This is a genomic window from Streptomyces sp. HUAS MS02 (assembly GCF_055702265.1).
This window is the reverse complement of record NZ_CM146747.1, coordinates 4,407,822-4,431,638: the sequence shown is the minus strand read 5'-3', so window position 1 is coordinate 4,431,638 and position 23,817 is coordinate 4,407,822. Positions and strand designations below refer to the sequence as shown.

20 protein-coding genes and 1 tRNA gene are annotated in these 23,817 nt (G+C 70.1%); 12 read left to right on the top strand and 9 right to left on the bottom strand.

The genetic code is table 11. The features are described 5' to 3' along the window. Nucleotides 1-77: 77 nt before the first annotated feature. Nucleotides 78-148: transfer RNA gene (locus ACZ9QC_RS19040), tRNA-Gly, on the bottom strand. Between the two features lie 582 nt (nucleotides 149-730). Between ACZ9QC_RS19040 and dcd the strand changes: the two genes are divergently transcribed. The 4 genes from dcd (at nucleotide 731) to ACZ9QC_RS19020 (ending at nucleotide 4,065) form a co-directional block, all read left to right on the top strand. Next, a complete protein-coding gene (gene dcd / locus ACZ9QC_RS19035) occupies nucleotides 731-1,306 on the top strand; it encodes a dCTP deaminase (protein ID WP_184905697.1) in 576 nt (191 codons plus the stop codon). After that, the gene (locus tag ACZ9QC_RS19030; protein WP_472921202.1) at nucleotides 1,303-1,818 is read left to right on the top strand and encodes a phosphoribosyltransferase; all 516 of its coding nucleotides are present in this window, start codon (nucleotides 1,303-1,305) and stop codon (nucleotides 1,816-1,818) included. The genes dcd and ACZ9QC_RS19030 overlap by 4 nt, the downstream gene beginning before the upstream one ends. Nucleotides 1,819-2,169: 351 nt before the next feature. Next, a complete protein-coding gene (locus ACZ9QC_RS19025; RefSeq protein WP_472921201.1) occupies nucleotides 2,170-2,742 on the top strand; it encodes a potassium channel family protein in 573 nt (190 codons plus the stop codon). Nucleotides 2,743-2,979: 237 nt separating this feature from the next. Next, a complete protein-coding gene (locus ACZ9QC_RS19020; RefSeq protein ID WP_472921200.1) occupies nucleotides 2,980-4,065 on the top strand; it encodes an FUSC family protein in 1,086 nt (361 codons plus the stop codon). 289 nt (nucleotides 4,066-4,354) lie between these two features. On the opposite strand, the gene ACZ9QC_RS19015 is transcribed toward ACZ9QC_RS19020, so the two are convergent. The 5 genes from ACZ9QC_RS19015 to ACZ9QC_RS18995 all read right to left on the bottom strand — a co-directional run bounded on the left by ACZ9QC_RS19015 (nucleotide 4,355) and on the right by ACZ9QC_RS18995 (nucleotide 9,540). After that, nucleotides 4,355-5,452, bottom strand: a complete 1,098-nt coding sequence (locus tag ACZ9QC_RS19015; RefSeq protein ID WP_472921199.1) for a hypothetical protein — start codon at nucleotides 5,450-5,452, stop codon at nucleotides 4,355-4,357. Nucleotides 5,453-5,715: 263 nt separating this feature from the next. Further along, the gene (locus ACZ9QC_RS19010) at nucleotides 5,716-6,774 is read right to left on the bottom strand and encodes a Yip1 family protein (RefSeq protein ID WP_472921198.1); all 1,059 of its coding nucleotides are present in this window, start codon (nucleotides 6,772-6,774) and stop codon (nucleotides 5,716-5,718) included. A 139-nt stretch (nucleotides 6,775-6,913) separates the two neighbouring features. Further along, complete coding sequence (locus ACZ9QC_RS19005) at nucleotides 6,914-8,389, bottom strand: FG-GAP repeat protein (RefSeq protein ID WP_472921197.1); 1,476 nt, start codon at nucleotides 8,387-8,389, stop codon at nucleotides 6,914-6,916. A 155-nt stretch (nucleotides 8,390-8,544) separates the two neighbouring features. Beyond that, complete coding sequence (locus tag ACZ9QC_RS19000; RefSeq protein ID WP_230215013.1) at nucleotides 8,545-8,940, bottom strand: nuclear transport factor 2 family protein; 396 nt, start codon at nucleotides 8,938-8,940, stop codon at nucleotides 8,545-8,547. A gap of 189 nt (nucleotides 8,941-9,129) precedes the next feature. Then, the gene (locus tag ACZ9QC_RS18995) at nucleotides 9,130-9,540 is read right to left on the bottom strand and encodes an ATP-binding protein (RefSeq protein WP_472921196.1); all 411 of its coding nucleotides are present in this window, start codon (nucleotides 9,538-9,540) and stop codon (nucleotides 9,130-9,132) included. Between the two features lie 207 nt (nucleotides 9,541-9,747). On the opposite strand from ACZ9QC_RS18995, the gene ACZ9QC_RS18990 reads away from it, so the two are divergent. Next, complete coding sequence (locus tag ACZ9QC_RS18990) at nucleotides 9,748-10,593, top strand: helix-turn-helix domain-containing protein (RefSeq protein WP_472921195.1); 846 nt, start codon at nucleotides 9,748-9,750, stop codon at nucleotides 10,591-10,593. A gap of 8 nt (nucleotides 10,594-10,601) precedes the next feature. Next, a complete protein-coding gene (locus ACZ9QC_RS18985) occupies nucleotides 10,602-10,790 on the top strand; it encodes a DUF397 domain-containing protein (protein WP_472921194.1) in 189 nt (62 codons plus the stop codon). Here the strand turns inward: ACZ9QC_RS18985 and ACZ9QC_RS18980 are convergent. Beyond that, entirely contained in the window at nucleotides 10,784-12,166 is a 1,383-nt protein-coding gene (locus tag ACZ9QC_RS18980) for an FG-GAP and VCBS repeat-containing protein (protein ID WP_472921193.1), read from the bottom strand. The genes ACZ9QC_RS18985 and ACZ9QC_RS18980 overlap by 7 nt on opposite strands. A 193-nt stretch (nucleotides 12,167-12,359) precedes the next feature. Further along, entirely contained in the window at nucleotides 12,360-13,841 is a 1,482-nt protein-coding gene (locus ACZ9QC_RS18975; RefSeq protein ID WP_472921192.1) for an FG-GAP-like repeat-containing protein, read from the bottom strand. Nucleotides 13,842-14,147: 306 nt separating this feature from the next. Between ACZ9QC_RS18975 and ACZ9QC_RS18970 the strand changes: the two genes are divergently transcribed. Beyond that, the gene (locus ACZ9QC_RS18970; protein ID WP_472921191.1) at nucleotides 14,148-14,942 is read left to right on the top strand and encodes a DUF6281 family protein; all 795 of its coding nucleotides are present in this window, start codon (nucleotides 14,148-14,150) and stop codon (nucleotides 14,940-14,942) included. 146 nt (nucleotides 14,943-15,088) lie between these two features. On the opposite strand, the gene ACZ9QC_RS18965 is transcribed toward ACZ9QC_RS18970, so the two are convergent. Next, complete coding sequence (locus ACZ9QC_RS18965) at nucleotides 15,089-17,383, bottom strand: (Fe-S)-binding protein (protein ID WP_472921190.1); 2,295 nt, start codon at nucleotides 17,381-17,383, stop codon at nucleotides 15,089-15,091. A gap of 302 nt (nucleotides 17,384-17,685) precedes the next feature. Between ACZ9QC_RS18965 and ACZ9QC_RS18960 the strand changes: the two genes are divergently transcribed. From ACZ9QC_RS18960 to ACZ9QC_RS18940, 5 genes are all read left to right on the top strand, one after another. Beyond that, on the top strand, nucleotides 17,686-18,852 hold the full coding sequence (locus tag ACZ9QC_RS18960; protein ID WP_472921189.1) for an MraY family glycosyltransferase: 1,167 nt from the start codon (nucleotides 17,686-17,688) through the stop codon (nucleotides 18,850-18,852). A gap of 730 nt (nucleotides 18,853-19,582) precedes the next feature. Next, nucleotides 19,583-21,430, top strand: coding sequence for a molecular chaperone DnaK (gene dnaK / locus ACZ9QC_RS18955; RefSeq protein WP_472921188.1), 1,848 nt, complete (start codon nucleotides 19,583-19,585; stop codon nucleotides 21,428-21,430). Further along, nucleotides 21,427-22,110 carry a nucleotide exchange factor GrpE gene (gene grpE / locus ACZ9QC_RS18950; RefSeq protein ID WP_316726821.1) on the top strand — a complete coding sequence of 228 codons (684 nt, stop codon included), beginning with the start codon at nucleotides 21,427-21,429 and terminating at the stop codon, nucleotides 22,108-22,110. The genes dnaK and grpE overlap by 4 nt, the downstream gene beginning before the upstream one ends. Nucleotides 22,111-22,161: 51 nt before the next feature. After that, nucleotides 22,162-23,340: a molecular chaperone DnaJ gene (gene dnaJ / locus ACZ9QC_RS18945; RefSeq protein ID WP_472921187.1), complete on the top strand. Its 1,179-nt coding sequence runs from the start codon at nucleotides 22,162-22,164 to the stop codon at nucleotides 23,338-23,340. A gap of 5 nt (nucleotides 23,341-23,345) precedes the next feature. Then, the gene (locus ACZ9QC_RS18940) at nucleotides 23,346-23,801 is read left to right on the top strand and encodes a heat shock protein transcriptional repressor HspR (RefSeq protein WP_152174142.1); all 456 of its coding nucleotides are present in this window, start codon (nucleotides 23,346-23,348) and stop codon (nucleotides 23,799-23,801) included. Nucleotides 23,802-23,817: the final 16 nt, after the last annotated feature.

Genomic DNA, 23,817 nt, shown 5'->3' with positions numbered 1-23,817 from the left:
CGGGAGTACTCGCAAACCGCAGCAACGAGGCCCCCTATGAAACAAGCCCCGGGTCGCTGACCTGGGGCTTGAAGAAGAGCGGGTGACGAGAATCGAACTCGCGCTCTCAGCTTGGGAAGCTGATGTTCTACCATTAAACTACACCCGCGTAAGACGCCGGTCGGTGCCGGTGTCGGAACGCTTCGTTACTTTACCTCATGTCGGGCCCCGCGCGCTGAAGGCGTGGGGCCCGGTTGTGTTCCAGGGGCCGGGATGGGGCTGCGGGGCGCGGGAGTTGGGGCGTACGGTGGAGGCGCGGAAGAGGGTCCGAGGGGGCCTTGGAACGGATCGGAGTGCCGCCTGGAGGGGCGTCCCGTTCATCCCGTAATGTGGCGCTTCGTCGTCAGGTCGACGTAGGTCGACAGCCAGACGCGGCTCTTGGGGAAGGGACTCTTGGACTTGATGGAGCGCACCGTCGTCCGTTGTGCCGATGGGCACGTGTTCAGCACCGCTTCGTTCCCGATGCAGCAGGCCGAGCGCCTCGGCCCCGGTCGGCTCATGCGCTGCCCACGCTGCGCGCGCCTGCGCAGCGTCGTGCCGGTGGCGTTGCAGAAGCGGTAGTCGAAACGGTAGTCGAAGCGGTATCCACAACGGTCGCCACAGGTAGAGCTACCTGCGGCCGGCAGTCGTCGAGGCGCGCGGAGTCCGTCCTGATGGTGGGCGGCCCGCGCGTCTTGCGTATCCTCGGGGCGTGCTTCTCTCAGACAAGGACATCCGGGCCGAGATCGACGCCGGTCGGGTGCGGATCGATCCGTACGACGAAACCATGGTGCAGCCGTCGAGCATCGACGTGCGTCTCGACCGCTTCTTCCGGGTGTTCGAGAACCACCGCTACCCGCACATCGACCCGTCCATCGAGCAGTCGGACCTCACGCGGCTCGTCGAGCCCGAGGGGGACGAGCCGTTCATCCTCCACCCCGGCGAGTTCGTGCTCGCCAGCACCTACGAGGTGATCTCGCTCCCCGACGATCTCGCCTCTCGCCTGGAGGGGAAGAGCTCCCTGGGCCGGCTCGGGCTCGTCACGCACTCCACCGCCGGGTTCATCGACCCCGGCTTCTCCGGCCACGTCACCCTCGAACTGTCGAACCTCGCCACGCTCCCCATCAAGCTCTGGCCGGGCATGAAGATCGGGCAGCTGTGCATGTTCCGGCTCAGCTCGCCGGCCGAGTTCCCGTACGGCAGCGAGCGCTACGGCTCCCGCTACCAGGGGCAGCGCGGTCCGACGGCCTCCCGGTCCTTCCTCAACTTCCACCGGACGCAGGTGTGAGCGTGTCCCAGCCCCGGGAGAACCTCACCTACGAGGCGTTCGGCACCGCCGTACGCGAACTCGCGCAGACCATCGCCGACGACGGGTACAAGCCCGACATCGTGCTCAGCATCGCCCGCGGCGGGGTCTTCGTGGCCGGCGGGCTGGCGTACGCCCTGGACTGCAAGAACATCCACCTCGTGAACGTCGAGTTCTACACCGGCGTCGGCACGACCCTCGACATGCCCGTCATGCTCGCCCCCGTCCCGAACGCGATCGACTTCTCCGACAAGAAGGTCCTGATCACGGACGATGTCGCCGACACGGGCAAGACGCTCAAGCTGGTCCACGATTTCTGCCTCGACGCCGTCGCCGAGGTCCGGTCCGCCGTGATCTATGAGAAGTCCCACTCCCTCGTGAAGTGCGAGTACGTGTGGAAGCGGACGGACGAGTGGATCAACTTCCCGTGGAGTGTCCTGCCTGTGGTACGTAGGTCGGGGGAGCCCCTGACTCCGTCCAAGGAAGCGCTCTGACTCGGTTCGTTGCGACCGGGACTCATACCGCCAGCGGTCTTGAGGACCGTCACGGCGCAAGTCACCGTGGGCCCAGATCCCACCCACCGCCAGGTGAAACGGCCCCTGACCAGGTTATTGGTCAGGGGCCGTTGTGCCTCCACGCCGACGGCACTCCTCGGCGAGCCGCGCAGGGAACTGATGTCGCGTGAGCATGCGGACGGCGTGCCCATGGTCTTCGAGCGGGTGCGGCCCTCAGCGTGAAACCTGCGGGCTCCGGCGCTGGTGTCGTGGTCTCGTGGGCGAACTCTTGCGGCAGGGTTCTGCGAGGTGAAACGTCGGAAGGTCGGCACGGCCGAAGGTTGAGGCGCGGTGAGACGGAGCTTCGAGGATCTTTCCCCCACAGCGCGGCGGCGGCTGTTCTTCCGCACTCTGCTGCGTGCGGCGATAACGGTGACCGCCATGGTGCTCGCCTACTACTTGCTGCCCCTGGACCAGCCGTACTCGGCCGCTGTCGCCGTCTGGCTGATCACCGGCCTGCTGTGCCTGGTGGTTCTCGTCGCCTGGCAGGCGAAGCAGATCATGCGTTCCGACGTGCCACGGCTGCGCGCCGTCGAGGCCCTGGCTACGTATCTGCCGTTGTTCCTCCTGTTGTTCGCCGCGGCGTACTTCGTGCTGGCCCGGGGCCAGGCTGATGCCTTCAGCGAGTCATTGACGCGTACCGACGCGCTGTACTTCACGGTCACGGTGTTCGCAACGGTCGGCTTCGGTGACATCGCCCCTCGGCTGCCGGGGGCCAGGGTCATGGTCATGGTGCAGATGATCGGCGATCTGATCCTGGTCGGTGTGGCGGCGCGCGTGATCCTCGGCGCGGTCAAGACCGGGCTAAAACATCACGAAGCGTCGGCGCGGGGCAACGGTGAGGACTCCTCCGGCCGCCGTTAGGCCGCGGGCACGAATGGCGGGTCACACGACCGCGCACACCCTCGATCTGCAGCACGGTCATCACACCCGTGCCCAGCAGCCTCTCGTCCCGCCCTGCGGCGGGTCGCCGCAGGGCACTCTCGACTGAATCGGAGAATTCGTCACAGACTGTTCATTTCTGCGAATCATGTGCGAGAGAGGGCGGTCGTGGCCACGGAGAGCAGACGCGGGGCACAGCCTGTTCGCCGGGGGAAGGCCATGACCTGGCTGTCGAAGGTGTTCGAGCTCGATCCCGCAGGGCTGAACTGGCCCCGGGCCGTGGCCTTTCTGGACGCCGCGCTGGTGCCGATGTTCGTCTTCTGGGCGATCGGGCATGAGGTGTACCTGCTCAGCGCCTTGTTCGGCCTGCTGTTCGCGGCGCTGGCCGACCCCGGAGGCGGCTACGGACACCGCGCGCTCCACATCGCCCTCTTCGCGTTGATCGGCGCCGGGGTGACCGCGCTGGCCTTCGGCATCGGGTCAGAGGCCTGGGGCTGGCTGGTGCTCGTCGCTTTCCTGGTCACGCTGGCGGCCGGTCTGGCGGTCGCGTTCGGGGTGCGCAGATTCGTCAACGCGCTGCTTCTCAACATCTGGTTCATCGTCGCTGTCGGGTTCGAGTTCGGCATCCACGACGAGGGCCACATCACCAGCCACGTCTGGGCACAGGTGCTCTCCTGGACCGGAGGAGCGGCGCTGTGGATCACGGTGACCTTCCTGTGGTGGCTCGTCCGGGGCCGCACGGACCAGGGCCGGCCCTTCTCGGAGCTCCCGGGCGACACGACCCAAAGGAAGCTGACCTGTCCGCTGGTCCTGTTCGCGGTGCTCCGCGCCGTGGTCGTCGCCGGCACCGTCGCGCTGGCCTTCGGACTGGACCTGTCGTACGGCTCCTGGATCCCGATCGCCGCCATGATCGCGATGAAACCGAGCCTGGAACAGGCCGCGCTCGCCGGCGCGCAACGCCTCGTCGGCGCGCTGATCGGTGCCGTCGTGGCCGCGCTGCTGCTGTGGGTGCCCGCGAGCGCACAGGGGCTCAAGCTGTTCGCGGTGCATCGCGGACTCGAAATGGTCGCCCTCGTCCTGCTGATGCACGGGGCGGGGATCCGCTTCTGGAACTACACGCTCTACAGCGCTGCCATCGCCGCCGGAGCGCTCATCCTGGTGGACCTGCCGCAGCCCTCCGACAACTCGGCTGAGGGCTACCGGGTGCTGTGGACGCTGTGCGGTGTGGGGATCGGTCTGATCGTCATGGTGCTGGCGGGACTGCTCGCCAAACGCACCACCAAGACGCCGCCACAACCAGCGTGACCTCAAGCTACTGGTCGCCCTGTACGCGGCCCGGCCGCCGGCCGGGCTGGAGCGGGATGAAGGCAGGAGCGCAGGCCCGGCCGGGGCCGGCCCGCGCGCGGTGAGGCACTCTGACGCGACGAGCGGCACGGTGGCCCCTCGACCGGTGATCGAGGGGCCGACAGGTCAACGGCCGGTCACCGGTCGAGGGGCCGCCGCGCGGCCGGTCACCGTGCGGCCGGTGTGGCCGGTGTGGCCGCCCACCGTGCGACCGGTCCGCGTGCGGCCGTGTGGCCGGTCACCCCAGGGCTCACGTTCGTGAGGCCGTCCCGCATCGCTCCCCGTCGGACTTCCGCATGCGCTCGTCCAGTGACGTGCTTCGGTCGTACGGGTCGAGTGCCGGGCCCGATTCCTCGGGTGACGTCGCGCGTTCCGCGGCGAACTCGGGGGTGAGGTAGCCCGTGAAGGTGTCGCAGCCGCCGTTGGTGGTGTCCACCTTGTAGGAGACCAGGGAGAACGTGCCGGGCTCGGTGATGATCTTCGCCGGGTCGTCCCAGCTCATCACGACCTCGCGGCGCACGATGGTGCGGGCGACCTCGTCGCTTCCCGCCTCCGCGCGCACGACCGGGTAGACGTACGTGACATCCGTGGTCACCTCGACCGAGCCACGCTTCCCTTCCCGGTACGTGATCCGCCCGCGTGTCTTGACCACATCCCCGACCAGCCGGACCTCGGAGCTCTCGAACCGGCTGAACAGCAGCAGGGGATCGTTCTCCCGGCTGGGCGAACGGAACGCGGTCGCCAGGAAGTCCTGCACGTCCTTCTGGTGCGGATTGATCAGCGCGATCGCCTTCTTCGGGCGCTCCCCGCGCAGCACACCGCGATCCAGACTGGACTCGGCGAGGAAGTCCCGGCTCTCCTTGAGTGCCTCCGCGACCTGCGCCTTGCTCATCCAGCCGGTCGCCCGTGCCTCGGGCAGGGCGAGCGCGGCCGTCCCGTCACCCCACCGCGCCGCGGGCGATCCCCTGAACGGCTGCTTCAGCGTGGGCTGTTGGGCCGCCGCTTCCGTCGGCGGCGGGGCGTCCGGGCGCTCCGACTCCACGGCGAGCGGCGTGCTCTCGCCGTCCCCGCCCGCGAACCAGTCGACCACCCGCCCCGGCGCCACCGCCACGACCAGCAGGGCGACCGCGACCAGCAGTCCGACGACGTACCAGCCCTTGCCTCTTCGCCGCCGCGGCGGCTGGTGGCTCCGCCACGGCGCCGGCGGGTCGGGCTCCTCCCGCAGACGCCCCGCCACCATGCGGGCCCGCGCCGACGGTTCCTCGGGCGCGTCCTTGGCCCCCGCCTCGGATTCGCGGAGGAAGCGCTCCCACTCCTCGTCCGATATGGACTCCCCACCCTTGCCCACGCCGGGCCCCGCCCTTCTCGCCCACCCGGTCCCACCCCAGGGCCGGTCGTTGTCGACTGTGATTTTCGAGCATCATCACACAGTCAACTCGGCCCACCCTGGCCGCCGTAGGGGTTCAGAGCAGCGACCGGCGCGACGGCCGACCTGACGGCCGACGCGCCGGCCGGACACAGGAGGAGGGGCTCCCGGCTTGGTGCCGCCCGGAGCCCCTCGCTCGGTCTCACCCGTCGCGTACCTGCCGCGACCGTCGTGCCTATGCCTGCCTAGAACGTACCCAGCTTGATCAGGGACAGGATCGCCACCAGCTGGATCGCCGAGGCGCCCAGGGCCTTCGGCCAAGGGAGGTCGTGGGACTTGGCGACCATCATGGTCAGCAGGGCGCCTGCGGCGACCCAGGTGATCCAGCCGAGGATCTGGACGAAGGAGGCGTCACCGCCCGCGAACATCGCGACGACCAGGCGCGGCGCGTCCGTGAGGGTCATGATCAGCATGGAGAGGCCGACCGTGGGCTGCCAGGCGCCGTCGCCGCCGAGCTGCCGGGCGAGGGTGTGGGTGACCACGCCCAGGACGAAGATGCTGACCACCATCGTCACGCCGGTCACGAGCACGATGGGAACGGCCGCCGAGAGCGTCGCCTTGATCGCCTCTTCGCGTGCGGCGTCGAAGCCGAAGACGGCCAGCAGGCCGTACAGGAACGTCACGATGAGGGCGGGGCCCCACACCGCGTAGTCGCGCATCACCAGGAACGTCTGGTTCGGGTTGGTGATGATGCCCTTGAGGAGCGCCTTCCAGGGCAGCCGCGGGCCGAGCGGCGCCGCCGGGGCGTTGCCCGCGCGGTAGGTGTCGCCCTGCTGGTACGGGTCCTCGCCGACGGAGAACATCTGGGTGTGCCCCGGGTTGTTGGCCGCGTACGGGTCCGGCCCGCCGCCGTGGGGGTGCCCGCCGTCGTCGCCGAAGTACTCCGGCTCGCCGTGGTTCCCGTGCCCTCCATGGCCCCCGTGGCCCCCAGAGCCTCCGTGGTTGCCCTGGGGCCCGTACCCGCCGGGGCGTCCACCGCCGTGCGTCTGGGGCCAGCCGCCCTGACCGCCGCGCCCGCCGCCGTACGGCGGTCCCGGGGGCGTCTGGGGGTAGCCGTACGACGGGCCGCCGGCCTGCGGGGCCTGCTGTCCGTACGGAGGGTTGTGCGGTCGCGCTTGAGGAGCGCCGTTGTCCCGGCCGCGTCCGATCCTGAATCCAGCCACGTCATCGAACGTACCTGGTCCCGGACGGCCGCGTGCCGGGCCGGGGCCAACCGGCCCGGCTTTGCGGCCGAGCTGTGACATCCCCTAAGGGATCGTCAGGGATGTGTGAGGGGTGGGCCGGGGGCGGCCCGGTGGTCGATCCGGTGGTCGGTCCGGTGGGTCGGTCCGGTGGTCTGCCGATACGGCCTCCGCGCAGGTCGGCGGCCGTATCGGCGCGAGCTCAACGGCTGCTGACGTACCTGCCGTACGACAGGGCCGACGCCGGGGACGGCAGGCCCAGGTTCTTCGGGGTGAGGGCGTAGGAGCCGTTGACCGAGGTCTTCGGGAAGACCCAGACGCCGCCGGACCTCGCGTTCTCGCCCGGGGCGCCGACGGCCGTGTCCGGGGTGCCGTCCTTGTCGTAGTCGCCGGTGGCGACGGCGGTGCCGAAGGCGTCGTTCGCCTCCGCCACGCCGGGGACCTTGGGCCGGTCCTGGTGGTACGGGACGGAGGTCGCCTCGCCGAAGCGGTCGACGATGCCGCCCTCGTGGCTCAGCAGGAACGTCATCGCGCCGGCCGCCGCACGGGTGCCGATGGCCTCGCCCGGGGCGCCCACGACCAGGTCGTCGCGGCCGTCGTGGTTCCAGTCCAGTACGGCGAGGGAGGCGCCGAAGCGGTCGCCGTCCTCGGCGACGCCGTGGACGCCGACGGTGTCCTGGTTGAGGGTCTGGGTGCGCAGGCCGAAGGAGTTCTTGTCGCCGTAGAGGAGGTGGATACCGCCGCCCTCGGCGTACGACTCGGGGCCGCACGGGTCGTCGATGTTCTCGTCGGCGATCTCGCGGCACTCGCCGAGGGCCAGGTCGTCCAGTCCGTCGCCGTCGAAGTCGCCGACGGCGAGCGCGGAGGCGGCGCCGTTGTCGGAGTTCCAGACGTTGGCCATGCGGCGCTCGGTCTCGTCCCAGGACCACAGCCGTACGTGGGACTGGGTGAAGGGGGCGTCGACCGTGTAGTAGGCGAGGGCGAGGTCGTCCGTGCCGTCGGCGGTGAAGTCGCCGGTGGCGAGGACCGGGGCGCGGCCGCCCATGGGCGTGGTGAGGACGGTGGTGACGACCAGGTCCTCGCCGTTGTCGACGGCGGCCCGCACGACGACCTTGTCCCGGCCGCCGACCACGAGGTCCCGGCCGCCGTCGCCGGTCAGGTCCGCCGCCGCGACCGACCAGCCGTACGCCGCGTTCCCCGACGTGCCGGTGAGGGCGTTGGACGCCGGGCCCGTGCCGCTCCGCGCGCCGCCGACGACGGTGACCGTGCCCGCGTCCGCGCCCCGGCCGGTGACGTCCTCGCCGGGCGCGCCCACGATCAGCTCGGCGAGGCCGTCGCCGCTCAGGTCCGCGAGCAGCACGGAGGCGCCGAAGCGGTCGCCGGCCTCGGGGGTGCCGGGGACCTCGGCGGTGGCCTGGCTGACCCGGATGCTGCCGTACCTGCCCAGGCCCTTGGCCCCGCCCCAGACGAGGTTCACATGGCCGGCCTCGGCCTTGCCGTTCACGGTCGCGTCGGGGACGCCGACGGCGAGGTCCGCGTAGCCGTCACCGTTGAAATCGCTGGTCACGGCGGCGGCGGAGGGGGCGGCGGTGGCGGCCGGCGCCAGGGTGAGGGCGAGGGCCGCCGTGGTGGCGGTCGCCACGGTGGCGGCGGCCAGGGCGTAGGTCCGTCTGTGCACGGGGGGCTCCAGGTGATGGCCGGATATCGGGGTGGGGTGCTGGCCTGGTTCGGCTGGTTCACCTGTGTGACACCTGGAGGCCGTACGGGGTTGTAGTACCGGAGCCGGGAGCCGGGAGCCGGGAGCCGGGAGCCGGGAGCCGGGAGGGGCTAGGACTAGGACCAGAAGTCCGCCTCCTTGTCCATGTCCTCCTGGCACTCGTCGATGTCCGTGAACTTCTCTCCGACGATCCGGAAGACGAGGCAGCCGTTCTGCTCGATCCGCTTGCCGCCGCGCTCGGCGGTGTAGCGGTGCACGGAGACGGCGTGGCCCCGGCCGTCCACGCACACATGGCTGAGGGTGACGTCGAACGTGCCGCCGGTCTCCTCGAAGAGGCGCTGGTACATGCCGATGATCGAGTCCTGCCCCTTGTGGTCGCCCGACAGGAGGTGGCTCCCGGGGACGTGGTGCGTACAGTCCGCGGCCATCAGGGAGCGGAGGGTGTCCATGTCACCCCGGGTGAAGGCGTCGTAGCCCTTGCGGACAAGCGCTGCGTTCGGGTGTTCGGCCATGGGGATCGCCTGCTTTCGGGGTGCCTGCCTGTTGTGCTCCTTTTGTGTGATTATCGCCACTGGTGGGGTACTTCGCAGGCCAAGGCTGGGTGCGGGCCAGGAGGAGGAGCTGGTTGGGGGCCGGTAGGCGTGAGGGGGAACGGGGGGTGCGGTCAGTTCTGCCACACCGGCGGCAGGGCCTGAGCGGCTTCAGCCGGGCTTCAACTCCGTACCCAGTTCGCACCAGATGTACTTTCCGCTGTTCCTGTTCACCGTGAACCACCCCCAGTCGTCCGCGTAGGCGTCGACGAGATGCAGGCCTCGGCCGGAGGTGGGGGTGAGGGCGGGGGTGGTGATCGTCGGAGGCGTCGGGTCCGTGTCCCAGGCGCCCAGGCGGAAGGAGCGGCCGGACTGGCGGAGCTTCAGGGCCGCCGGGCCGGTGGTGTGGTGCAGGGCGTTGGTGAGGAGTTCGGAGGCCAGCAGCTCCGCCGGTTCGACGAGGGCGGGGAGGGGGTGGCTGGTGAGGATGTCGCGGAGGGTGCGGCGGCTGATCGCCACGGCTCGGGGGTCGTGGGGGATGTAGAGGGGGATGTAGAGGGTGTACTCCCAGTCGGTGCGCATGGGGTCTCCCGGTACGGAGGGGTGGGGGCGCTGGGGTGGCGGGCGGTGGCTCTGTCGCGGCCGCCATGGCAGGGCGGGGCGGTGCGCTTCCGGGGTCCCGTGATTCCGCAGCGTGTGCGTCGCGTCACTGACGGTATGGGGTTCAATTGAACCCGGTCAAGCTGAACCGGGATAATGGAGAGCCGACTTCGGGGAGGGACCGCGCACATGCCGGCACGGAGCATCGTCACCGCACGTCAGGAGCGGCTCGGCGCTGAGCTGCGCAAACTCCGGGAACGGGCAGGGCTCAGCGGTCGGGAGGCGGCGCGGGCCCTGGGGATCGCCGAGAGCAAGTTGTCCGCCACGGAAGTGGGACGGGTCGGCGTCAGTGCGGATCGTGTTCGGTACCTCGCGGCTCAGTACGCCAGCGATGACGCCGCTCTCGTGGAGGCGCTGGCGGCCATGGCGACCGAGCGTGGGCGGGGTTGGTGGGAGGACTCCCGGGGACTGCTCCCGCGTGGGTTTCTCGACCTCGCGGAACTTGAGCACCACACGCGGCACGTGCGGTCGTTCGAAATCGTGAGCATTCCGGGTCTGTTGCAGTCGGAGGGGTATGTCCGCTCGCTCTACGAGGGCTCTCCGTCAGGGATGAGCCAGGAACAGCGGGACCGGCGCGTGGAGTTCCGGCTGCGTCGGCAGCGGGTCCTCGAAAGGGACGACTTCGTCTACGAGGTCGTCATCCATGAAGCCGCGCTGCGGATCAGGAAGGCCGATCGCGCGGTCGCGCGGCGGCAGTTGCGGCACTTGCTCGAACAGTCGGAGCGGCCCCAGGTCGCCGTTCGTGTCGTGCCGTTCGACCGGGACGGGTTCACGATCAGCAGTACGATCCTGTTGCTGGACGGGCCGGTTCCGCAGTTGGACACTGTCTTGCGCGACGCCCCCCATGGGGGTGCCTTTCTGGACGCGGAGGCGGAGCTGGTCACCTACCGGCGAAGGGTCGCCGTGGCGGAGAAGGCCGCGCTCGGCGTCGCAGAGTCGCGGGACTTCCTGCGCGACCTGGCTCAAGAGATGTGAAGGACGACATGGCAGCTGTTCCCGCATGGCAGAAGTCCTCGTTCTCCGAGGACGAGGACGCTCCCAACTGCCTTGAGATCGCGGCCCATCGCGAAGCTCTCCATCTCCGGGAGAGCGAGGAGCCCGGCCGGGTGGTGCGTTCCACCCCCGCCGGGCTCGCCGCCCTCATACGTGCGATACGTGAGCCGCGTTACTGAAGCATTCCCGTGATGACGTCACCGTTCACCGTCTCCACGCCCGTCGTCGTCACGCCCTTCGACGTGCCCGGCAGGCGCAGCGAGCTGTTGTCGCCCATGACGTACAGGTCCGCCCTGCCGTCGCGGTCGGTGTCGCGGAGGCGGACCGTGTGGCCGACGTAGTCGCCGGTGGCCAGGGCGCCCGGGACGCCCGGGGAGTTGCGGGCGAACCACTGCGAACCCTTGGCCCCGAGGCCCGACTTGGTGCCGTACAGGACGTGCACCCCGCCCGCCTCGTCGGCGCCGTCGATGGTCTCGCCGGGTACGCCGACCGCCAGGTCGCGGTAACCGTCGCCGTTCACGTCACCGGCGGAGACCGAGGCGCCGAACCAGTCGCCGCGCTCCGCGCCGCCCGCGATCCCGGCGGTGTTCTGGGTGAAACGGGCGCTGCGCGACGGGCCGGACGAGGCGCCGTACCAGATCGATACGCGGCCCTTGCCCCGGTCGTGGATCTGGGTGCCGATGGCGATGTCGCCGTACCCGTCCTTGTCGAAGTCGGCGATGACGCCGTCGCCGCCGCGTTCGGCCTGGCCGCCGTTGCCGTTCTGTCGCTCCAGGCGCAGCGTCTTGCCGGGGTACAGCTTCGCCTTGCCGCCCTTGACGAACCAGGCGTCGGAGGCGATGTACTCCGGGTACACCACGTCGCCGATGACGACCAGGTCGGTCTTGCCGTCCTTGTCGACCTTGCCGGAGACGAGGGCCGTGGCGTAGAAGCTCGACGTCTCCTTGTCCAGGACCGTCACCGAGCCCTTGACGCCCGCTTTCGTGATCGCGCCCCGGTAGACGTACGTCTTGCTGTCGCGCACCAGGGCCAGATCCTGGTGGCCGTCGCCGTCGAAGTCGCCGGTGGCGAAGTCGGCCGCCCTGCCGGAGACGCCCTTCGGGCCCTTGAACGGGAGGGTGGTGCCGCCGGAGAGGCCCTTCGCGCTGCCCCAGAGGATCGTCACCGTGCCGTTGTCCTTGGCTTTGCCGACGTCCTCGCCGTTGGCGGAGACCGCGAGGTCGCCGTACCCGTCCTTGTTGAAGTCGGCGGCCACCCGGACGTCACCGAAGAGGTCGTCGTTCTCGTCGGCGCCGGGGACGCCCGCGCTCGCCTGGTCGACGAACTGCGTCTTCGTACCGGGACCGTTCGCCGTGCCGAAGGTGACCAGGATGCCGCCGCCCTTGCTGAAGCGGGTGTCCGTGCCGTGCGAGAAGACCGCGTAGTCGCGGTGGCCGTCCCCGTTGAAGTCGTCGGCGTACTTGGCGGGGGCGGCGGCGGCCGGTGTGGCAAGGGCGAGCGGGGTCAGGCCGGATGCGAGGAGGCCTGCGGCCAGGAGGAACGAGCGAGTGCGCAAGGGAACTCCAGAAGGGAAGGGGGTACGCCGAGCGGACCGGGCTCCACTGCCGTCGTAAGGGTGTGCCGGCGGAAGACCCGTGGTGGGGCGGGAGGGTCGTACGGCAGTTCGGTGAGCTGCTGAGGCGGCAGGGCCCGCGTCCATCGTGGACGCGGGCCCTGTGGTGCGCGGCCGAGCCGGATGAATGGACCGGTCAGTTCGCGAAGTTCACGCCGAAGGCGGGGGCGCCCGTCGTGGAGACGCCCGAGGTGCTCGGGCTGATGGTGCGACCGCCCGACGTGGTGATCTTCGTGCCGCTGGACGGCAGGTAGAGCACCGAGCCGTTTCCGGCGTTCTCGTACGAGCCCGCCAGCAGGTCGGCCTTGCTGTCGCCGTTGACGTCGTCGAGCTTGACCTCGGCGCCGAACGCGTCGTACGCCTCGGCGCTGTCGGGAACGTTGGCCGTGTCCTGGGTGAAGTACTGGGTGCCCGAGGAGAGGTTGATGCCGCTCGCCGAGCCGTACAGGACGGTGAGCGAGCCGGCGTCGTCGATGGAGCCGATGTCCTCGCCCGGGGCGCCGACCACCAGGTCCTGGAACCCGTCGCCGTTGATGTCGCCGAGGTCCAGCTCGTAACCGAAGTAGTCGTCCTTCTCGGACTCGCCGGGGACGTTGCCGGACTCCTGGGTGAAGCCCGTCGAGGAACCGGGACCGACCGCGGTGCCGTAGGTGACGTTCACCTTGCCGCCCAGCGCGCCGCCGGGGATGGTCGTGCCTTCGGGCGTCTTGTTGTTCCAGTGGGTGCCCGTGACGATGTCGCCGAACCCGTCACCGTTGACGTCGCCGATCCCGGTGATCACACCCCCCTTCAGGGTGGTGGCGGACGAGGCGTTCAGGCCGCTCGCGGTGCCGGGCACGAAGTAGTTCGTGTTCCAGCCGGACTCGGTCTGGGTCTCGAAGCCGTCGACCACGAGGTCGGTCTTCTTGTCGCCGTCGACGTCGCCCGCGTGGATGTTGAGCGGGCCCATCGAGGGGGAGCCGGACTGGATCGGGGGATTGACCTTGTAACGGCCGCCCACCGCCGAGCCCGTGGAGCTGATGCCGCCTTTGAGGACGTAGAGGGTGCTGGACGTGTTGCCGACGACCAGGTCGTCCGTGCCGTCGCCGTCGAAGTCGCCCGCGGCCAGGTTCTTGCCCCAGCGGTCGTGGGAGGAGGCTGCCGGGTCGGCGATGGTGACGCTGCCGGTGCCGGTCACGCCCTTCGCCGAGCCCCACAGGACGACGACCGTGCCGCCGTCGGTGTCACCGCCGACGTCCTCCTTGTAGGCCGTGGTCGCGAGGTCGTCGTAGCCGTCGCCGTTGAAGTCGCCGTACGCGCTGACCGCGCCGAAGGCGTCGCCCGCCTCGGCGGTCCCGGGAACGCCCGAGCTGTCCTGGCTGAGGACGGTGCGCTTGGCGGAGGAGACGCCGGTGGCGGTGCCGTAGAGGACGACGATCTGGCCGGCGGCCTTCTTGCCGTTCACGTAGGCGCCGTCGGCCGAGAAGGCCACATCGCCGAAGCCGTCGTTGTTGAAGTCGGCCTGCGGGACCGTGGCGGAGTCGGCCGCCGTCGCCGTCGCGGCCGAGAACGTGAGCAGACCGCCGGTCAGCGCGGCCGCGGAGGCCGTCGCGAGGGCGAGTCGCAGGTGTCTGTGCATGCGGGAATCTCCTGCTGCATGCGGACGCCTGGCAGACGTCCGCAGTCAATGGGGTGCCCTTTCTGTCCGCGTTGGCCCGGAGTTCTCCGAGGGTTCACGGGAAAGTTGGCGAACAGGAGACCGGTGGGGTGACGGGAGGGTTGTACGGGAGTTCGAGAAACTTCTGTGACCTGGGAGACAGAGGGGGCTTGCGCGTGTCCTTGTGCATGCGGCCCGGGGTTCCGCGGGTTCCGAACGTTCCGCCGTGCTCGTGCGTCTGCGGTGCGAGGCAACGAGAGGCCAGCCGTCGAACCGGTAGGAGACAAGATGCTGAGCGGTACCCGTGTACGGCGCGTACGGATCGCCTTGGCCGCCCTGGCTGCCCTGGCGGCGGTCCCCCTGGCCGTCGGATGCGCGGCACTGGACACAGGGGGCACGAGTTCGGCCTTGTGCGTGTTCGCCGTGGACTACGACGACCGCCAGTACGTCGAGGCGGGCAAGGTCGCCTACACCCTCGGTGCCGAGGTGGGCACCGCACGGGACTCGGTCTGCGACGACCAGGGCGGCGGTGAGGAGGACCAGGTGGCGGCCGAGGACCTGACCGTCTACTCGGCCTATGCCATCAAGGGCGTCGACACTCAGGACGCGATCGCGGTCCGCGAGTCACCGGGGGGCAAGGTGCGTGTCCTGGTCCACGCGGTAGAGGACGAGGGGCTGAGCGTGGCGGTCGAGCGGGTGTTCGGGGAGGGGAGGGGCTTGAGCGACGGTGAAGGGGATGCCGGCAGCGGCGACAGCGGCGATAGCGGCGGCGGGGAGGTTGCCGCGAAGTGCGCCTTCGTCGTGGAGTACGGAGGGGAAAGCTACAGCGACCGCGGCGAGGTGGAGTTCGCATTGGGGGCCAGGGCGGGGACGGCCCGTGCGGTGCCCTGTGGGGACACGCCCGGCGAGGTCGACATCACAGCCGAGCCGGCGGTGTACGAGGCGTACGAGGTCAAGGGGCTGGACCCGGCCGACGCCGTGGCGATCCGGCTCTCGCCGGACGAGGAACCGTTCCTGGTGGTGCGTATGGCCGACGACCTGCCGCCGGAGATCGAGAAGCTGTTCCCGGACGAAGAGTTCTGAAGAGTTCTGAGCCGCACGGGCTGAGCGGGTTGTGACAGCTGTGAGAGCTGTGAGAGCTGTGAGATCTGTGAGAGCTGTGGCGTGACGATGCCCCCGGTCCGAACTGGACCGGGGGCATCGTCACGCCAACTGCTGTGCACACACGGCTACTTCACCGGCTGCGGCTCCGGCTCGCTCTCCGTCTCCGCCGTGCCCGCCGGGGGCTCGTCGTCCGGGACCGGGGTCTTGACGGACTCCAGCAGCAGCTGGGCGACGTCGACGACCGTGACGGACTCCTTGGCCTTGCCCTCGTTCTTCTTGCCGTTGACCGAGTCGGTCAGCATGACGAGGCAGAACGGGCAGGCCGTGGAGACGATGTCGGGGTTGAGGGAGAGGGCCTCGTCGACGCGCTCGTTGTTGATGCGCTTGCCGATCCGCTCCTCCATCCACATCCGCGCGCCACCGGCGCCGCAGCAGAAGCCGCGTTCCTTGTGGCGGTGCATCTCCTGCTGGCGCAGGCCCGGGACGGCGGTCATGATCTCGCGCGGGGGCGTGTAGATCTTGTTGTGCCGGCCCAGGTAGCAGGGGTCGTGGTAGGTGATCAGGCCCTCGACCGGGGTCACCGGGATCAGCTTGCCCTCGTCGATGAGGTGCTGGAGCAGCTGGGTGTGGTGGATGACCTCGTAGTCGCCGCCGAGCTGCGGGTACTCGTTGCCGAGGGTGTTGAGGCAGTGCGGGCAGGTGGCGACGATCTTCTTGGCCGACTTGGGCTTCGCCGACTCGGGCACGACCTTGCCCTCGTCGTCCATCTCCTCGCCGAAGGCCATGTTGAGCGCGGCCACGTTCTCCATGCCGAGCTCCTGGAACAGGGGCTCGTTGCCGAGGCGGCGGGCGGAGTCACCGGTGCACTTCTCGTCGCCGCCCATGATGGCGAACTTGACGCCCGCCATGTGGAGCAGCTCCGCGAAGGCCTTGGTGGTCTTCTTGGCGCGGTCCTCCAGGGCGCCGGCGCAGCCGACCCAGTACAGGTACTCGACCTCGGACAGGTCCTCGATGTCCTTGCCGACGACCGGGACCTCGAACTCGACCTCCTTGAGCCACTCCAGGCGCTGCTTCTTCGCCAGGCCCCAGGGGTTGCCCTTCTTCTCCAGGTTCTTGAGCATCGTGCCCGCCTCGGACGGGAACGCGGACTCGATCATCACCTGGTAGCGGCGCATGTCGACGATGTGGTCGACGTGCTCGATGTCGACCGGGCACTGCTCCACGCAGGCGCCGCAGGTGGTGCAGGACCACAGGACGTCCGGGTCGATGACGCCGTTCTCCTCGACGGTCCCGATCAGCGGGCGCTCGGCCTCGGCCAGGGCCGCGGCGGGCACGTCCTTGAGCTGCTCCTCGCTCGCCTTCTCCTCGCCCTCCATGGTCTTGCCGCCACCCGCGAGCAGGTAGGGCGCCTTGGCGTGGGCGTGGTCGCGCAGCGACATGATCAGCAGCTTGGGGGAGAGCGGCTTGCCGGTGTTCCAGGCCGGGCACTGCGACTGGCAGCGGCCGCACTCGGTGCAGGTGGAGAAGTCGAGGATGCCCTTCCAGGAGAACTGCTCGACCTGGGAGACACCGAAGACGTCGTCGTCACCGGGGTCGGTGAAGTCGATCGGCTTGCCGCCGGAGGTCATCGGCTGCAGGCCGCCCAGCGCGGTCGCGCCGTCGGCGTTGCGCTTGAACCAGATGTTCGGGAAGCCGAGGAAGCGGTGCCAGGCGACACCCATGTTGGTGTTCAGCGAGACGACGATCATCCAGATCAGCGAGGTGCCGATCTTGATCATCGCGGTGAGGTAGATCAGGTTCTGGAGGGTGTTCGGGTCCAGGTCCCGGAAGGCCACGACCAGCGGGTACGAGGCGAAGTAACCGGCCTCGTAGTGGTCCACGTGGTGGATGGCGCCCTCGAGACCGCGCAGGGTGTAGATCGCCAGGCCGATGGTGAGGATGACGTACTCGACGAAGTACGCCTGCCAGGCCTTCGAGCCCGCGAAGCGCGACTTGCGGCCGGCCCGGGAGGGCAGGCTGAGCAGCCGGATGGCGATCAGTACGAGGATGCCGAGGATCGTCATCACACCGATGAACTCGATGTACATCTCGAACGGCAGGAAGCCGCCGATGACCGGCAGCGTCCAGTCGGCCTCGAACAGCTGGCCGTACGCCTGGGCGAGGGTCGGCGGCAGCGTCAGGAAGCCGATCGCGACGAACCAGTGGGCGAAGCCGACGATCCCCCACCGGTTCATCCGGGTGTGGCCGAGGAACTCCCGGACCAGGGTGATCGTGCGCGCCTTCGGGTCGTCGGTACGGCTGCCCGCCGGCACCGGCTGACCGAGCTTCACGAACCGGTAGATCTGCGCCACGGCTCGGGCGATGAGCGCAACGCCGACCACGGTCAGGACCAGCGACACGATGATCGCGGCGAGTTGCATTTCGGGGCTCCTCGGGCCTGCGAGGGGGTTTTCTCCGGGGAGTTCTCCGGGGTACCCGTCGGGCACCGCGAAGATCACCGGAGATCATTACTAAGCGGTAACTTATGCAGTCCGTCTGAGACTACCCAGTTCTTCTGCCGCACTGTAGCCAGGAGGGCGGTGATCTGCGTCGCTGAGGGTTGCCTGAGTGCGACACCGTGGCGACCTGGTGGTGACCCCGTGAGGGCATCGGGCGAGCGTGCCATTTCAAAACGATCGTGTTATTCATCAGAAATTGTGACATTCGCGCCTAACTTGGATCCGTGCTGTACGGAATCCTCGCCGCCGCCTCCGCCCTGTTGCTGACCGCCGTGCTCTCGGCGGCCGTCCGCGTGCCCGCGCTGCGGCTGGGGATCGTGGAGCGCCGGCGGGGGCGGCGGGTGCCGGTGCTCGGGGGCGTCGCGGTGCTGGGCGGGGTGGGGGCCGTGGCCTGGGTGGGGGAGTGGAGCGGGGTCGCTCCGCTCGGGCGGGAGGCCGGATGGCTGATCGTGGTCGGGGCGGGGCTCGGGGTGTTCGGTCTGGTCGGGGACGTGTGGCGGCTGCCGGCCGTGGTGCGGGCGGCGGGGGTGGCCGTCGGTGCCGCGCTGGTCGTGCCGTACCGCGAGCTCGGGGTGCTGGGCGGGATGGCGGGGGTCGTCTGGATCGTCCTCGTGGTGCACGGGTTCAAGGGGATGGGGCGTTCCGACGGGGTGCTCGGGGTGGTGGGCGCGGTCACCGCGTTCGCGTTGAGCGGGTGCGCGGCGGCGGAGGTGATGGACGGGCTGGCCACGCTGTTCAGCGTGCTGGCCGCCGCGCTCACCGGGTTCCTGATGCACAACTGGCCGCCCGCGCGCGTCGTGATCGGCACGTGCGGGGCGCTGTTCGTGGGCTTCCTGCTCGCGGGGGGTGCGCTGCATGTGTACGCCGTCGGGTACGGGGCCGGGGTGGGCGCGCCCTTCGCTCTGACGGCCGTGGCGACCGCCGACGCGGTGCTCGTCCTGGTCTCGCGGAAGCGGGCGGGGCGGGAGCTGTGGCGGGGTGGGCCGGACCATCTCGCGCACCGGCTGCGGCGGGTCGGGCTGACGCCGCCGGGGGTGGTGGTCGTGATGGGGGTCGCGGCCGCGGGGTCCACGGGCGTGGGGCTCGCCATCCACATGCTGTGGACGCAGCCGCGTTCGGCGTGGTGGGTGGCGGGGGCGACCGCCCTGGTGGTCCTGGCCATGCTCTTCGTCCCACCCGGCCCGACCCGACCGTCCCCCACGGCGGCGCACCCCGCCCCCACAGGCATCCACCGCCCCCGCCCCGTCCCCACGGGGGCCCACCGCACGTCCGCGCAACCGCCCCGTCCCCGCCCCATCCCGGGAGGCCGAGCGCCGGGCCCCCGTTCCCGCTCGCAGCGCTACCGCGAACAGGAGGCGGCGGAACTGGGGCGGAGGGGGTGGGTGGGGTAGGGGGGTGGACGCGAGCGGGCTCCCGCACCGCGCCCCGAGCCGTCTGCCTCCGGGCGTCCGCCTCCGGCCGTCTGCCTCCGGCCGTCTGCCTCCGGCCGTCTGCCTCCGGCCGTCTGCCTCCGGCCGTCTGCCTCGGCCGTCTGCAGCCAGCCGTCTGCCTCCGGCCGTCTGCCGTCTGCCGTCTGCCTCCGGCCGTCTGCAGCCAGCCGCCTGCCGTTTGCCGCCCGCCTCCGGCCGTCTGTCGCCCGCCGCCTGCCGCCTGCCGTCCGCCGTCTGCCGCCTGCCGCCTGCCGCCTGCCGCCAGCCGTCCGCCGTCTGCCTCCGCCGTCCGCCGCCAGCCTCCGGCCGTCTGTCGTCCCGCGCCGCCCCCGGTCGTTCGCCATCACCCTCCGGCCGAGCGTCGCCCGCCTCCGGTCATCCCCAGTGCCCCGGTCGCAGCCCCGCCTTCCTCCGGCCCCCGGTCGCAGCCCCGCCTTCCTCCGGCCCCCGGTCGCAGCCCCGCCTTCCTCCGGCCCCCGGTCGCAGCCCCGCCTTCCTCCGGCCCCCGGTCGCAGCCCGTCCGTCACCCTCCCCGTCCACCCGCGCAGGAAGCATCTCCGCAGGTCAGGAGCCAGTTGCGTATAAGGAAAACATAAGAGTTGAGTCCCCTCGACTCAGCTCTGTTGACCCATCGGTGGGCGTCATGCACACTTGAGTCCGTTCCACTCAAGTCATTGTTGGAGGAATTGAAATGGCACGTGCGGTCGGCATCGACCTGGGCACGACTAACTCCGTCGTCAGCGTTCTGGAGGGCGGCGAGCCCACCGTCATCACCAACGCCGAGGGCGCCAGGACCACGCCGTCCGTCGTCGCCTTCGCCAAGAACGGTGAGGTGCTCGTCGGCGAGGTCGCCAAGCGTCAGGCGGTCACGAACGTGGACCGGACCATCCGGTCCGTCAAGCGTCACATGGGCACGGACTGGAAGATCGAGCTCGACGGGAAGCACTTCAACCCGCAGCAGATGAGCGCCTTCATCCTGCAGAAGCTGAAGCGCGACGCCGAGGCCTACCTGGGCGAGAAGGTCGCGGACGCGGTCATCACCGTCCCGGCCTACTTCAACGACTCCGAGCGCCAGGCGACCAAGGAGGCCGGTGAGATCGCGGGCCTCAACGTGCTCCGTATCGTCAACGAGCCGACCGCCGCCGCCCTCGCCTACGGCCTCGACAAGGACGACCAGACGATCCTCGTCTTCGACCTCGGCGGCGGCACCTTCGACGTGTCGCTCCTGGAGATCGGTGACGGCGTCGTCGAGGTGAAGGCCACCAACGGTGACAACCACCTCGGTGGTGACGACTGGGACCAGCGCGTCGTCGACTACCTGGTGCAGCAGTTCCGCGCCGGCCACGGCGTGGACCTCGCCAAGGACAAGATGGCCCTCCAGCGCCTCCGCGAGGCCGCCGAGAAGGCCAAGATCGAGCTGTCCTCGTCCACCGAGACCTCGATCAACCTGCCCTACATCACCGCCTCCGCCGAGGGCCCCCTGCACCTCGACGAGAAGCTCACCCGCGCCCAGTTCCAGCAGCTGACCGCGGACCTGCTGGAGCGCTGCAAGACGCCGTTCCACAACGTCATCAAGGACGCCGGGATCGCCCTGTCCGAGATCGACCACGTCGTTCTCGTCGGTGGCTCCACCCGTATGCCCGCCGTCGCCGAGCTCGTCAAGGAGCTGACCGGCGGCAAGGAGGCCAACAAGGGTGTGAACCCGGACGAGGTCGTCGCCATCGGCGCCTCGCTCCAGGCCGGTGTCCTCAAGGGCGAGGTCAAGGACGTCCTGCTCCTCGACGTCACCCCGCTGTCCCTCGGTATCGAGACCAAGGGCGGCATCATGACCAAGCTCATCGAGCGGAACACGACGATCCCGACCAAGCGGTCCGAGATCTTCACCACCGCCGAGGACAACCAGCCGTCCGTGCAGATCCAGGTCTACCAGGGCGAGCGCGAGATCGCGGCGTACAACAAGAAGCTCGGGATGTTCGAGCTGACCGGTCTGCCGCCGGCGCCCCGCGGCGTCCCGCAGATCGAGGTGTCCTTCGACATCGACGCCAACGGCATCATGCACGTGACCGCGAAGGACCTCGGCACGGGCAAGGAGCAGAAGATGACCGTCACCGGCGGCTCCTCGCTGCCGAAGGACGAGGTCGACCGGATGCGCCAGGAGGCCGAGCAGTACGCGGAGGAGGACCACCGCCGCCGCGAGGCCGCCGAGACCCGCAACCAGGGCGAGCAGCTCGTCTACCAGACCGAGAAGTTCCTCAAGGACAACGAGGACAAGGTCCCCGGTGACATCAAGACCGAGGTCGAGGCGTCCGTCGCCGAGCTGAAGGAAGTGCTCAAGGGCGAGGACACCGCCGAGATCCGCACGGCCACCGAGAAGGTCGCGGCCGTCTCGCAGAAGCTCGGCCAGGCGCTCTACGCCGACGCCCAGGCCGCGCAGGCCGCGGGCGGCGAGGCCGGCGCCGGTGACGCCAAGGCCGACGACGACGTCGTCGACGCCGAGATCGTCGACGAGCCGCGTGACCGCAAGGACGGTGCCGCGTGACGGAGGAGACCCCGGGCTTCGACGAGCAGCAGCCGCAGTCGGCTCAGCCGCAGCAGCCTGATGTCCCCTCCGGCTCCGAGGACGCCGAGCCGAAGGCCGCCCCCCAGGAGGGGGCGGCCCCGGCCGGGGACGCGGCAGCGACGGCCCAGGTGGCCGGTCTGACGGCGCAGCTGGACCAGGTGCGTACGGCGCTCGGTGAGCGCACGGCGGACCTCCAGCGCCTCCAGGCCGAGTACCAGAACTACCGTCGACGGGTCGAGCGTGACCGGATCACGGTCAAGGAGATCGCCATCGCGAACCTCCTGACCGAACTCCTGCCCGTGCTCGACGACATCGGCCGCGCGCGTGAGCACGGCGAACTCGTCGGCGGCTTCAAGTCCGTCGCGGAGTCGCTCGAGACCGTCGCCGCGAAGATGGGTCTCATGCAGTTCGGCAAGGAGGGCGAGCCCTTCGACCCGACGATCCACGAGGCCCTGATGCACAGCTACGCGCCCGACGTCACCGAGACGACGTGCGTGGCGATTCTCCAGCCGGGGTATCGCATCGGCGAGCGCACCATCCGCCCCGCGCGGGTGGCCGTGGCCGAGCCGCAGCCCGGCGCGCAGACGGCCAAGGCCGAGGAGGCCGAGGGTGCCTCCGGTGCCGACGACAAGGAGAGCGGTGGCCCGGACGAGGGCTGACGCCACAGGCCGGCACGGCATGCAGGGTGAGTGGGAGGAGGGACGTCGAGGATGAGTACCAAGGACTTCATCGAGAAGGACTACTACAAGGTCCTCGGCGTCCCCAAGGACGCCACCGAGGCCGAGATCAAGAAGGCGTACCGCAAGCTCGCCCGCGAGTACCACCCGGACGCCAACAAGGGGAACGCCAAGGCGGAGGAGCGCTTCAAGGAGATCTCCGAGGCCAACGACATCCTCGGTGACCCCAAGAAGCGCAAGGAGTACGACGAGGCCCGCACCCTCTTCGGCAACGGCGGCTTCCGCCCCGGACCCGGAGCCGGCGGCGGCTCGTTCAACTTCGACCTGGGCGACCTCTTCGGAGGCGGCGCGCAGGGCGGCGGGGGAGCGGGCGGCTTCGGCGGGGGTATCGGCGACGTCTTCGGCGGCCTGTTCAACCGGGGCAGCTCCGGCACCACCCGGGTGCAGCCCCGGCGCGGCCAGGACATCGAGTCCGAGGTCACGCTGAGCTTCACCGAGGCCATCGAGGGCGCGACCGTACCGCTGCGCATGTCCTCGCAGTCCCCCTGCAAGGCATGTTCGGGCACCGGCGACGCCAACGGCACCCCCCGGGTCTGCCCGACATGCGTCGGCACCGGCCAGGTCGCGCGGGGCTCCGGCGGCGGTTTCTCGCTCACCGACCCCTGCCCGGACTGCAAGGGCCGCGGCCTGATCGCCGAGCACCCCTGCGACATCTGCAAGGGCTCGGGCCGCGCCAAGTCCTCCCGCACCATGCAGGTCCGGATCCCGGCGGGCGTCTCCGACGGCCAGCGGATCCGGCTGCGCGGCAAGGGTGCCCCCGGCGAACGGGGCGGCCCCGCAGGCGACTTGTACGTCGTCGTGCACGTCGACCCGCACCCGGTGTTCGGCCGCAAGGACGACAACCTCACGGTGACCGTCCCGGTGACGTACCCCGAGGCGGCGCTCGGCGGAGAGGTCCGGGTCCCGACCCTGGGCGGTCCGTCGGTCACCCTGAAACTGCCTCCGGGCACCCCCAACGGCCGTACGATGCGGGCCCGGGGCAAGGGCGCCGTCCGCAAGGACGGCACGCGCGGGGACCTGCTGATCACGGTCGAGGTGAGTGTCCCGAAGGACCTGTCGGGGAAGGCTCGTGACGCGCTGGAGGCGTATCGCGAGGCGACCGCGGGTGAGGACCCGCGAGCGGAGCTGTTCCAGGCCGCGAAGGGAGCATGAATGTGATGGACGGCCGCCGACGAAACCCCTATGAGCTGACGGAAGAGACACCGGTGTACGTCATCTCGGTGGCCGCCCAGCTCTCCGGTCTGCACCCGCAGACCCTGCGCCAGTACGACCGTCTCGGCCTGGTCTCCCCGGACCGCACCGCCGGGCGGGGCCGTCGCTACTCGGCCCGCGACATCGAACTGCTGCGTACCGTCCAGCAGTTGTCGCAGGACGAGGGCATCAACCTGGCCGGCATCAAGCGCATCATCGAACTGGAGAACCAGGTCGCCGCGCTCCAGTCCCGGGTGGCCGAGATGGAGGCCGCGCTCGACGGCGCCGCCGCGGCCATGCGCCAGCGCGAGGCGGCGGTCCACGCCTCGTACCGGCGCGATCTGGTGCCGTACCAGGAAGTGCAGCAGAGCAGCGCGTTGGTGGTGTGGCGGCCGAAGGGTCGGCAGGCGTCGGCGGACTGACGATACGTCAAGTGCG